General features: G+C 44.7%; 16 protein-coding genes and 1 pseudogene. 9 read left to right on the forward strand and 8 right to left on the reverse strand.

Features of this window, described 5'->3' with window-relative positions; translation table 11 throughout:
• Nucleotides 1–95: 95 nt before the first annotated feature.
• Entirely contained in the window at nucleotides 96–872 is a 777-nt protein-coding gene (suhB, locus tag ACP7FG_RS10310; protein ID WP_054489349.1) for an inositol-1-monophosphatase, read from the forward strand.
• A gap of 61 nt (nucleotides 873–933) precedes the next feature.
• Here the strand turns inward: suhB and ACP7FG_RS10315 are convergent, their stop codons facing one another.
• From ACP7FG_RS10315 to ACP7FG_RS10330, 4 genes are all read right to left on the reverse strand, one after another.
• A complete protein-coding gene (locus tag ACP7FG_RS10315; RefSeq protein ID WP_074930865.1) occupies nucleotides 934–1,104 on the reverse strand; it encodes a DUF3545 family protein in 171 nt (56 codons plus the stop codon).
• Between the two features lie 202 nt (nucleotides 1,105–1,306).
• Nucleotides 1,307–1,606: a Rho termination factor N-terminal domain-containing protein gene (locus ACP7FG_RS10320; RefSeq protein ID WP_439226314.1), complete on the reverse strand. Its 300-nt coding sequence runs from the start codon at nucleotides 1,604–1,606 to the stop codon at nucleotides 1,307–1,309.
• Nucleotides 1,607–1,621: 15 nt separating this feature from the next.
• Nucleotides 1,622–1,819, reverse strand: coding sequence for a hypothetical protein (locus ACP7FG_RS10325; RefSeq protein ID WP_054489355.1), 198 nt, complete (start codon nucleotides 1,817–1,819; stop codon nucleotides 1,622–1,624).
• A 92-nt stretch (nucleotides 1,820–1,911) separates the two neighbouring features.
• Nucleotides 1,912–3,252: a diguanylate cyclase gene (locus ACP7FG_RS10330; RefSeq protein WP_439226315.1), complete on the reverse strand. Its 1,341-nt coding sequence runs from the start codon at nucleotides 3,250–3,252 to the stop codon at nucleotides 1,912–1,914.
• Nucleotides 3,253–3,491: 239 nt separating this feature from the next.
• Between ACP7FG_RS10330 and ACP7FG_RS10335 the strand changes: the two genes are divergently transcribed.
• Nucleotides 3,492–3,743 (forward strand): TIGR03643 family protein, encoded by a 252-nt coding sequence (locus tag ACP7FG_RS10335; protein WP_439226316.1) that lies wholly within the window; start codon nucleotides 3,492–3,494, stop codon nucleotides 3,741–3,743.
• A 24-nt stretch (nucleotides 3,744–3,767) separates the two neighbouring features.
• On the opposite strand, the gene ACP7FG_RS10340 is transcribed toward ACP7FG_RS10335, so the two are convergent.
• Nucleotides 3,768–4,160, reverse strand: coding sequence for a thiol-disulfide oxidoreductase DCC family protein (locus ACP7FG_RS10340; protein ID WP_439226317.1), 393 nt, complete (start codon nucleotides 4,158–4,160; stop codon nucleotides 3,768–3,770).
• A 170-nt stretch (nucleotides 4,161–4,330) separates the two neighbouring features.
• Between ACP7FG_RS10340 and ACP7FG_RS10345 the strand changes: the two genes are divergently transcribed.
• The 7 genes and pseudogenes from ACP7FG_RS10345 (at nucleotide 4,331) to ACP7FG_RS10375 (ending at nucleotide 7,297) form a co-directional block, all read left to right on the forward strand.
• On the forward strand, nucleotides 4,331–4,981 hold the full coding sequence (locus ACP7FG_RS10345; RefSeq protein WP_439226318.1) for a hypothetical protein: 651 nt from the start codon (nucleotides 4,331–4,333) through the stop codon (nucleotides 4,979–4,981).
• Nucleotides 4,982–5,181: 200 nt separating this feature from the next.
• Complete coding sequence (locus ACP7FG_RS10350; protein WP_439226319.1) at nucleotides 5,182–5,706, forward strand: CC0125/CC1285 family lipoprotein; 525 nt, start codon at nucleotides 5,182–5,184, stop codon at nucleotides 5,704–5,706.
• Between the two features lie 127 nt (nucleotides 5,707–5,833).
• Nucleotides 5,834–5,968, forward strand: a pseudogene (locus ACP7FG_RS10355) (DNA ligase); the annotation flags it as partial.
• An 88-nt stretch (nucleotides 5,969–6,056) separates the two neighbouring features.
• Nucleotides 6,057–6,404 (forward strand): VOC family protein, encoded by a 348-nt coding sequence (locus ACP7FG_RS10360; RefSeq protein ID WP_439226320.1) that lies wholly within the window; start codon nucleotides 6,057–6,059, stop codon nucleotides 6,402–6,404.
• 24 nt (nucleotides 6,405–6,428) lie between these two features.
• Complete coding sequence (locus ACP7FG_RS10365; RefSeq protein WP_278354717.1) at nucleotides 6,429–6,644, forward strand: DUF4177 domain-containing protein; 216 nt, start codon at nucleotides 6,429–6,431, stop codon at nucleotides 6,642–6,644.
• A gap of 7 nt (nucleotides 6,645–6,651) precedes the next feature.
• The gene (yidD, locus tag ACP7FG_RS10370; RefSeq protein ID WP_439226321.1) at nucleotides 6,652–6,876 is read left to right on the forward strand and encodes a membrane protein insertion efficiency factor YidD; all 225 of its coding nucleotides are present in this window, start codon (nucleotides 6,652–6,654) and stop codon (nucleotides 6,874–6,876) included.
• A gap of 25 nt (nucleotides 6,877–6,901) precedes the next feature.
• Nucleotides 6,902–7,297 (forward strand): TM2 domain-containing protein, encoded by a 396-nt coding sequence (locus tag ACP7FG_RS10375; protein ID WP_439226322.1) that lies wholly within the window; start codon nucleotides 6,902–6,904, stop codon nucleotides 7,295–7,297.
• A gap of 7 nt (nucleotides 7,298–7,304) precedes the next feature.
• Here ACP7FG_RS10375 and ACP7FG_RS10380 read toward each other — a convergent pair whose 3' ends face one another.
• The 3 genes from ACP7FG_RS10380 to ACP7FG_RS10390 form a co-directional block, all read right to left on the reverse strand.
• Nucleotides 7,305–8,630 (reverse strand): type II toxin-antitoxin system HipA family toxin, encoded by a 1,326-nt coding sequence (locus ACP7FG_RS10380; RefSeq protein ID WP_439226323.1) that lies wholly within the window; start codon nucleotides 8,628–8,630, stop codon nucleotides 7,305–7,307.
• Nucleotides 8,627–8,947: a helix-turn-helix domain-containing protein gene (locus ACP7FG_RS10385; RefSeq protein ID WP_439226324.1), complete on the reverse strand. Its 321-nt coding sequence runs from the start codon at nucleotides 8,945–8,947 to the stop codon at nucleotides 8,627–8,629. The genes ACP7FG_RS10380 and ACP7FG_RS10385 overlap by 4 nt, the downstream gene beginning before the upstream one ends.
• A gap of 528 nt (nucleotides 8,948–9,475) precedes the next feature.
• Nucleotides 9,476–9,610: IS3 family transposase (locus ACP7FG_RS10390; protein WP_439226326.1), on the reverse strand; the 135-nt coding region annotated here is incomplete at its 5' end.

Genomic DNA, 9,610 nt, shown 5'->3' on the forward strand with positions numbered 1-9,610 from the left:
GATTTTTCTCGACTTATGGAAAAGTTTGGCATGATACCGTAACACTGGTATGATCCGCGACCGAAAATTGTTCTTTTACAGCACAGGTAATTGGTATGCATCCGATGTTAAATATTGCGGTGCGCGCAGCGCGTGCGGCCGGCAAAATTTTAGTTAAAAATTTCGATCAGGGCAGCCCTGTTGAAGCCGAATCAAAAGGCTTAAATGACTGGGTTACTGAAATGGATAAAGCCGCAGAGCAGGCTATTATCAACACTATCAAAAAGTCCTACCCGGACCATGGCATCATTGCAGAAGAAAGCGGTACCCAGGCTGGTAAAGAAAATGACTTCCAGTGGGTTATCGATCCGCTAGACGGCACCACCAATTACATGCGCGGTATTCCCCACTTTTGTATTTCTATTGCTTTGCTTCACAAAGGCTCTGTTCAGCAGGCCGTTGTGTATGACCCTATGCGCGAAGAACTCTTCACCGCATCTCGCGGGGCAGGCGCTCAGCTGAATGGCCGTCGTTTACGTATTTCACCGAAAGTGGAATTAAAAGGCGCAATTATTGCTACCGGGTTCCCATTCAAAATGAAAAACCGCTTACCAGAATACCTGGATATGTTCAGCAAACTGTTTGAACACTGTGCTGACGTACGTCGCGCAGGCGCAGCCGCTCTAGATTTAGCTTACGTAGCTGCTGCACGTCATGATGCATTTTGGGAAATGGGTTTAAAACCCTGGGACATGCTGGCCGGCGAATTATTAATTCGCGAAGCAGGTGGCATAGTCAGTGACTTTCAAGGTGGTCACAACTACATTCAGTCAGGCAACATAGCAGCCGGTGCACCAAAAGCATTAAAACAAATGCTGGCACAAATTCGCTAAGCTGTTTTTCAGTCGCTAAAAAGCAAAACGCCGTCTGAGCTAACCCAGACGGCGTTCTTTTTTATAATTCGATTTCTTCCAAATCGAGCTCTAGCGAGTAATCCATTTCAGAGAGTTCTTCCCGCAACCGGTACTTCTCTTTTAGTTGTTCTATTTCACGCCATTTACGTTTTGCGGCGCGACCCTTTCCAGACTTGTCATTTACCTTTTGCAGTTCTTCGGAATTATCCATGGTATGACCCTCTGCTTTTTTGATACAACTTTTTTAATTATGGTATTAGCGCTGCAGTTAATCTGTTCGTTAACAAAAAAACCACAACTCATAAGTACCACACACCAGGACACATTAAAAGACTTTTGTTACGGTTTTGTTAATAGGTTATGGCAAAGGTGTGAAGAATTACCACATCCTAGCCATGCGTCAGCTTGAACCTCTATTTCTTTTGCCTTATCGCCTCAATCAATTCGTCTTTACTCATTTCGCTGCGGTTATCAATATCAAGCTGCTGCGCCCGGTTATAAAGCTCATCTCTGGTGCGCTCTTCCAGCCGGGTATTGGGGTTACCGGTACCCTGAGTGGTGGTGTTATCAGTAACCCCTTCCTCGCGCCGCTGCTTGTTCACGGTACGACTGGCTATTTCTTCTGCCTCGTCTTCACTCTTACCGTCATCCAGTTGCGACTGCTTGATATGCTGATACATTCGCTCGTCTTTATCACGCCAAACGTCAGGCATAACAGCCTCCTACTCTTATTGGGAGTCCTTGCCACGTTGCTCAGGGGCAATCTGCTTATCTTTTTGCGAATGAGTGTCATGCGTTGAACCCGGCCGACGGTGATCTTCGCGGCTCTGGTTCTCTTTGTCCTGCTGAGACTGCAGTTTACGTTTTTCTTCTTCGGTCAGATCCTGCTCGTGTTTTTTAACTTTCGGATTCATTGGCCCTGTCATAAAGCCTCCTTAATCATTAAAAATGTCAGTGCGTTTTCTTTCCTTTTCATCATTAAGTGTAGAAGAAAAAACAGTAAAATAAAGGCATACACTTAGCCCTTACTCTTATCCTCGTACATTCTCTGGTCAGCAAGCTTCAAAAGATCTTTAGGTGTGCCCGCGCCCCCTGCGTTACTCGCGAACCCAATACTCAACGACGGTTTCAATATGCTTCCTGACACTTCGACGCTCTCACTTTCAACGTTCTTTTTTATATTTTCAATGATAGATGTAATGGCTTCTTCAGTCTCAACTCTATTCACAACTACTAAAAACTCGTCACCTCCCATTCGGGCCACGATATCCGAAGCTCGGACCGACTTCTCAAGACCATTAGCGACGAGTTGTAACATGCTATCACCCACATCATGACCATATTTGTCATTCACTTCCTTAAACCGGTTGAGATCAATGACCAACACATAAAAATGTTTTTTGGGCTTTCTCTTACTCATTAAGTTTTCGAGATAACTGAGTGAAAACCGTCGATTAAAAAGCTGAGTTAAAGCATCTCGATTCGCCATACTCCGCTCTATTTGGTAAGAACGCCAAAGCATAAAGGTTCCAAAGAAAACCAACGTGTACAAAAATACGAGGCTCAGCCGCCCAATATCGATTAGAAGAGATTGTGTTTGAGTGATTGTCGCATCAAATTTCGCAGCTACCGCCCATTCACCATTAGGGACTATTAAGGTTCCTTGGTAATCGGACTGCTCAAAAGTTAGTTTGTCCCCCTCAAATACTTCCCCTTTTTCCCCAAGTCCATTAACTCCGCGTAAAGCGACTTTGGCATTCTCAATATTTAAAAGCCCTGCCGAGTTCATCAGTCTGTCGTAATCAATAACCACACTTATTGAGCCCCAGTAATTCTCACTGCGTGGGTAATCATAAAAAATAGGAAGCCGGGCTATAACAGCACGCCCCCCCTGAACGAGTTCTAAAGGCCCTGCAAGAAAGACATCTTTTAAATCACGAGCAGCTTTCACCGTTTTATATTGAGAAGGTACGGTTCTAAAATCTAAACCAACAGCCCTCTCATTTCCTTTTAGAGGTAGAATTTTCTCGACCACATCATTTGGTGCTATACCAACGTTACGAACATTTTGCGATCTCTCAATCAGACGAGAACCAATGTTTTGAAAATTCTTAGACGCTTCTTCAGGGTCGATACTGAATACGGTTGCCAGACTATCGGATAAAAAGACATCCCTGAAAAGAGACGCCTCTAAAGAGGACTTAGCAAGCAGAAGCTCTGTTAGTGCTTCATCTTTAGCGGATTGCTTAATTCGTTCCTCCACTAAAGCTCCGATCCAGGCCGCAACCATTAATAAAGGAATTAACACCACAATATAGAGGAATATCGCTATCAGTGAACTTCGTTTTTTTATAGCCAAAGGTTCCCCTGGTCTGAGGTTAAACTGCAAGGGGAGCACCCGCACAGGTTCTATGTGGTACGAATTGAATTATCAAGTAAACCCAATTCGCGTTTAAATATGTCATTAGTTATACGAGTGCGCCAGACAAAGGGGTCATTCAACGACGCTAAATAATTTTAGCGCTTTATCGATGCCAAAAAAACGATCCGATTAAGATTGGCCAACGTAATTTGATAAAACCTTTTACATAATCACCTATGAACCTGACCAAACCTGAAAAATCTCGAATTATTGAAATGGCATGGGAAGACCGCACGCCGTTTGAGGCTATTGAAGAACAATTTGGCCTGCAGGAAAAGCAGGTTGTGAAGTTTATGCGATTGCAGCTAAAGCCTGGCAGCTTTCGGCTCTGGCGCCAACGCGTTACAGGTCGATCCACCAAACACCGCAAGCTACGTCCGGCTGGAGTATCCCGCGGCTATTGCCCTACCCAATACAAGTCGCGTTAAAAACGCTCCCAAAAATTAGAAAGATCAATCAATAGAACACTGCGAACAACGCTCTTCGCCCGTCAGTAGCTTTGAAATTCGGTTACGGTGGCGCGCAAAAAACAAGTAGGCTTTATCAGCGAACCAACGAATAACAGGCCAGCGCAGAGGGGCAATCATCCAGCCTTTGCCGACTAACGACCAAGCCTCATGGGTGACATCCAGACCATAGATCATTTCACCCGAGCGGGTCTGCCCATGTAAATACTGGTTGGCTTTAGCAACCTCAACCTGAGGGTAGCGCTGACTAAAGTCTGGGTCATTCACGTTTTCGAATTGAATCCGCCCTTCTTTATCCAACCGTTTCAGATGCCGCATCTCCTTTACGCATAAAGGGCAACCACCATCGTAAAAAATAATAAGTTGAGCGTTCTGCATGAATACCACCACCGAGGTTATGAATTGCTTACTTATTAATACGAGTATTTCCTGTTTTTGACCTCTCATTTCATGAAAAAAGTTGACTTGGAGCTAGTGAACAGCTTCCTCCATTTTTACTTTTGAATTAGTATTTACTGACTTTCAGTATATCTACCTTAGGGGTCGAAGTGCTTCAAAAACTAAAAGTTATAATCTGCACATTGATAATTTTTACTTCTGCTTCAGTAGCAGGACAAAAAATTGGCTGGGAAGAGAACACACAAAGTTACAACGCTGGTGTTCAGTCAATCTCGATTCCGTTTGGTATTAAAAATAATCATATTTATATCTCTGATGAGAGCTATTCAAATCCTATTGGTCTTCAAATCAAGTTTGATAAGCCGGTTTCCTCTAATGGTGACGGCATAACGAGCGTTAGTAACATAACGATCAGTAGCTTGGGAAAAGACAGTGATAGTTTACTAGAGTTGCTTTTCGATAGATTCGGCTTTAGATATGAAGGGGAAACGTTTGTCGATGAATTAAGACTATCCGTTACACCTTTCATTATGCACGACACCGCAGGCCATAAACTACACAAGCTATTATTAGAGTCAAAAACCGGTGTTCCATACGCAAGTATGCTGTTCGATTTCTACGAGTCAAAGTTTATTCTCGTAGAAAACTCTCCATCTTCTATCGGCAAACTCCTACTTCAGTTTTCTTTCGGGTTACCGCCATCCATGCCAAACGAAGAAGAAACAAACCGAATGAACTGCATATTTGATACTCTAGCTGAACGTTTTATTTGTCAACAGCCAAGCAGATCTAAATTGTAATTGACTCACCCATTAGGCTGAGACCGAACAAAGCGACACATAAATCATTTCATCGTAATTCGTCTACCCGTGTAAATACTGGTTAGCCTTAACAACATAAACCGCCGTAAAAATTTCGAAAATACCAATCTATTTATCTAAAACTTTCCTAGTCTATAAATAGGTTTTTGACCTAACTCACTCAATGAGGAGGCAATATTATGAAATATTGGGCACTTGCTTTATTTTCATCAATAGCATTGGTTGCATGCTCAAGTTCGCCTGAGTACCGTCAGGCAGAAGATAACGGTTTCGGCTATAAGGAAAGCCAGCTAAGTGATACCCAGTATCGGGTTCACTTTAAGGCGAAAGGTTCCGATACTGAAAAAGCAATGGACTTTGCTATGCTTCGCGCAGCTGAATTGACCTTACAAAATGACTACGACTGGTTTACGGTTTCCAGCCGTGAAACTCTGGTCGACAGAGAGCAGACGAAAAGCAGTTCTCAAGCAGGTTTTACTCGTCGTTATGAGCAAGTTCGCGAATGTGGCATATTGTCGTGCCGCACCACTACCAGGCCATCGACGTCCTATGAAACGGGTGTCTTTGTAGGGGGTAATCGCGACAGCGAAGTCGAAGCCATCATGAGTATCAAGTTCGGTAAAGGTGAGCAACCGGACTCAGAGTCAAGCTTCGATGCTAGCGAAGTGCATGAAAACCTTAAACCGAAAGCAGAAGGCTCCTAGTAAACAGACTTATTAGGCAAAGTCTTTCAACTTGAGGTGCCTGTCTATTGATTCCACAAGCGGTTGGGGCACCTCATTTTCAGTCGCTAACTCTCTCTACTGGTTTCCCTCCACCATAAAGCCAAAGTTTACAGATGCAGAACACGCTACCCCGCCACCTGTCGGCAGTATCATTACCTACAAATACCATGACTACACTAATAATGGCTTGCCACGCTTTGCCAGCTTTTTACGAGTTAGGGAAACCGTAGAAGGTGAATAAACATCCGGATTGATGGTAGGTTACGAAAACTCTGATACGCTTACGAAAGGCAAAATCGTTTTTCTAAAAGCCCTAAGCGAGACACACAATGAACTCAACCAAAATTAATTACATTGAACTACCAGCGCGGAGCCTTGAAGCAACCAAGCGCTTTTTTCAGCAAGCCTTTGGCTGGGAGTTTGTCGACTATGGTCCGGAATACGCAGCTATCCAAAACGCTGGACTCGATGGCGGCTTTTACCAGTCTGATTTAGTTGCTCAAACATCCACTGGCAGCGCTCTGATAGTCTTGTATAGCAAAGACCTTGAGCAAAGCCTGAAAAGCGTTGAGGACGCGGGCGGTAAAATCATTAAGCCTATATTTGATTTTCCCGGTGGTCGACGCTTTCAATTTACTTGCCCTAGCGGCAACGAATACGCAGTATGGTCAGAGTAATCAAAATAACAATAAGGAAAAAGCATGCCTAAGTTTACGGAATACAAAGTCATCCATATTACGGAGGGTGGCTGTGGCACCCTGCTACTGGGTTCAAGTGGACTGCCGTTAAAGAAAATTGAATCTACTTTGAACCAGGAAGCTGCTGACGGTTGGCAACTAGTGTTTCAGGTACTGGAGCAAAAGCGTTTTTGGTTGTTCTGGACGCGCGAAGCAGCCATTGTGACTTTGGGTCGATAAACCGACCATGATAAAGCGGTTCATTTTAGCTTCAATTCGTTGGTATCAGCGTCGTGGCGGTTCGCGCCACTTCTTTAATACCGACTGTAATTTTGAGCCGTCCTGTTCGCACTATACTTACCAGGCCATTAGCCAATACGGTACCTGGCGCGGTATAAAAATCGGTGTAGCACGCATGAAGCGTTGTAACGACCCTGACTGCGTGCATAAAAAACATGACCCGATTCCCTAAATATTCCCTAAATAAGGTAACCCTTATGTCTTACGAAATGTCTTCTGAACAGTTGCGCGATGAAGAAGAAACCCTGCGTAAACAAATACGCGAGCTAACGCCTGAGCAGCGAAAAGAATATTACCGGCTTGAAGGTCAGAAAATTAAAGACCCCGATACCTACGCTGTACTCAACTGGTTCATTATGGCGGGTCTGCATCATTTTTATTTAGGCAACACGCAGCGTGGTGTTATCAATCTTTGTGTCATGCTGGTTGGGCTGGTTTTCTTACCTTTCTTACCCATAGTCGGGGTTATTATTCTTGTCGGCATTGTTATTGTCGAGCTGCCGCAATTGTTTAAGTCACAACAAATTGTCCATGCTTACAACAACAATGTTATGCGCGAGCTCCTTCATAAAGTGAAGTCAGATAACGCCTAAACGCCTCTCAGGCAAAATCTTTCAGCCTGAGATGCCCCTCTATTGAGCCGGCAAGATCTTTGGGCACCTCATGTTCAGCGGCTAACTCCCTCCACTGAGACACCGCATTAATCACCTCATCAATAATGGCATCTATTTCTTTGCGCTCTATCTTTGGCAACTGAACGTCTGCAAGTGCATAAAAATCGGCGCGGGTATGGCCGCTGCGTTTGCCATTTAAAGACATCCAGTGCTGCTCTACCCAGGGGTTTCCGGGTTTATAGCTAAAGGCAACGTCGTAAGCCGGGCTTAGCCGCCATTGCTTGTCCTCCAGCATAAAACCAAAATTCTTGGAGTGATCATCATGGTTGGTTGCTACGTGGTTAAACACCGTACGCCGAAATAAGTCTATAGCGTCCGCCCGAGGCAACCTTAGCTGGCGGGCAACCTGAAACAGCTCTTCATAAGAAAACGCGCCAATGTCATGGTAGTTCACGTGTTTAATAGCCGTAAGCGTTTGAATGTGCTTTTTCTCATTGCCTATTCTGTCAAAGCGCTTCGTCACAAAATGGCGACGGTTGCCTTCATCCAGCAGGTGGCATGGCATCATATGAATGCCGGCTTGCGTGGCCATTAAGTAATACACATACTCCATAGCACCGTAACCGAGCGGGTCGCCAAAGGTTTGCTGAGATGGGTCGCGCTCCTTTACCCCGTCAAACTTCAGCAGATAATGCTCAAACCCTTCGGGCACAAGCCCCTGCCCTGAACGCACCTGGCTGAAATCCTTATTAAACGCCAGTACCGCTTTTGGCCTTGCGCCACCGGCGCTGGTGCCAACCGCTAACAAGGCCTGCATCATTTCTTTGTCTGCCGCGTCGTCAAAGTGCGTGCTCTTACGAAAGCCCTTTCGTGCATCCAGCACTTCCTGCGCTAATTTTATTAAGCTTTCGAGCTCTATGTCTTTGTTTTTGGCGTTGGTTTGATTCTTACGCGCGGGGTGATACTCCAGAGCGCCCATCCCCCGCTCGCCGGTATACTGAAGCCGCTCAAGTGGGCTCAGAGGCTCGGTGCGGTCGGGCTGTTGCGCAACCCATTGGTTCAGCACCGCATTACCAAAGTCGTCGGGCAAAGAGTCCGCCAGCATGCCCGGCAGGCCTCTGAAGGTATCCCAGTTTAACCCCGGAAAAGAGTAAATTCGCCCCTTCTCGGCAGGCATAGTTAAAGGCGCCAGCGGAATATTTTTTTCGACAAATTCAGATAAGTACTCGAACCGCGCAGCCGTGTCGCCTTTGTTATAACTTAAGGCACCGACAGGCTCACCTTTGTAGCGAACTTCAATGGTATTAATCACCAGTCCAGCTCCTCTTTGTCAGCAGGTTTCACACGCGTTTTACCGCTCGCCCGCTTCTTCTGTTTGGTGCTACTTTTTAGTAGTTGCACAGGAGAAACGCCCTCGTCCGGGAATGCGGCCAGTAAATTGTCGATATGACCCAAAGCCTGAAGAATTGCGACATAGGTCGGTAAGGTGCTTTTACCACCCTCGGCAGATTTAACGGCATTCAGAGAGACATTCGCTAAGGTAGCTAAGTCCTCCTGAGTTAAATCCTGATTCAGCCGATACTGCCTGACTCGCTGACCAATGATTGCTGAAACTCGCTCAGAATCCATATAACGAACCTTAAATAGGCTTTAAACTTATAAGTAGAGTGTAGCAGACTATTTAAGGTACGCAATTTCATTTATATAAAAGTCTTTATATGGGCTATAAAGTGTTTATTTCATGTAGAAAGCCTTTTTAAGGGCTATAAAAATACACTTAAAAGCGGGTTGGCAATAACATTCGGGAGTCCATCAGTGTTAGCTGGAAACATGCCCCTAAACCTCGTTTTTGCGGATATCTCAAGTGACGATTACAATCAGACTTATCTTCTTTGAGCATAAAAAATGTAGTGGTCCTCGGAGAATACGTTTATTGGCTTCGATTTTTCTTAAAGGTAACCCTAATGTGATTGTGCTTTGCTACCAACCTCAACCACGCGTTTGCTTCTTGATAAAAGATCTTGTCTTTTTCCGTATCACGTGCCGCTTCGTATCGAGTATACTCATCCCTGTACTCGAAAAAAAATCCAATCCACAACAAGTAACCAGAAGCAAGGAATACATAGAATAGTTGTTCACTGGACTTCCCAGCTTTCACTAGACAGTCTGTAGATTCTCAAAGTACGCCTTTTCAAAGTTAACAGGTGATACACCACCTGTATGAGAATGACGCTTTTTCGGATTGTAAAACATCTCGATAAAATTAAATATCTCAGTCTTCGCTTCGTTCCT

The sequence above is a fragment of the Idiomarina sp. ST10R2A5 genome (assembly GCF_051842325.1).
Taxonomy (GTDB): Bacteria; Pseudomonadota; Gammaproteobacteria; order Enterobacterales; family Alteromonadaceae; genus Idiomarina; species Idiomarina abyssalis.

Coding starts and splice junctions, on each gene's coding strand:
- ACP7FG_RS10340 (WP_439226317.1), bottom strand. CDS start 4,160: ATGCAGAACGCTCAACTTATTATTTTTTACGATGGTGGTTGCCCTTTA.
- ACP7FG_RS10320 (WP_439226314.1), bottom strand. CDS start 1,606: ATGCCTGACGTTTGGCGTGATAAAGACGAGCGAATGTATCAGCATATC.
- ACP7FG_RS10325 (WP_054489355.1), bottom strand. CDS start 1,819: ATGACAGGGCCAATGAATCCGAAAGTTAAAAAACACGAGCAGGATCTG.
- ACP7FG_RS10335 (WP_439226316.1), top strand. CDS start 3,492: ATGAACCTGACCAAACCTGAAAAATCTCGAATTATTGAAATGGCATGG.
- ACP7FG_RS10365 (WP_278354717.1), top strand. CDS start 6,429: ATGCCTAAGTTTACGGAATACAAAGTCATCCATATTACGGAGGGTGGC.
- suhB (WP_054489349.1), top strand. CDS start 96: ATGCATCCGATGTTAAATATTGCGGTGCGCGCAGCGCGTGCGGCCGGC.
- ACP7FG_RS10360 (WP_439226320.1), top strand. CDS start 6,057: ATGAACTCAACCAAAATTAATTACATTGAACTACCAGCGCGGAGCCTT.
- ACP7FG_RS10350 (WP_439226319.1), top strand. CDS start 5,182: ATGAAATATTGGGCACTTGCTTTATTTTCATCAATAGCATTGGTTGCA.
- ACP7FG_RS10375 (WP_439226322.1), top strand. CDS start 6,902: ATGTCTTACGAAATGTCTTCTGAACAGTTGCGCGATGAAGAAGAAACC.
- ACP7FG_RS10385 (WP_439226324.1), bottom strand. CDS start 8,947: ATGGATTCTGAGCGAGTTTCAGCAATCATTGGTCAGCGAGTCAGGCAG.
- ACP7FG_RS10315 (WP_074930865.1), bottom strand. CDS start 1,104: ATGGATAATTCCGAAGAACTGCAAAAGGTAAATGACAAGTCTGGAAAG.
- yidD (WP_439226321.1), top strand. CDS start 6,652: ATGATAAAGCGGTTCATTTTAGCTTCAATTCGTTGGTATCAGCGTCGT.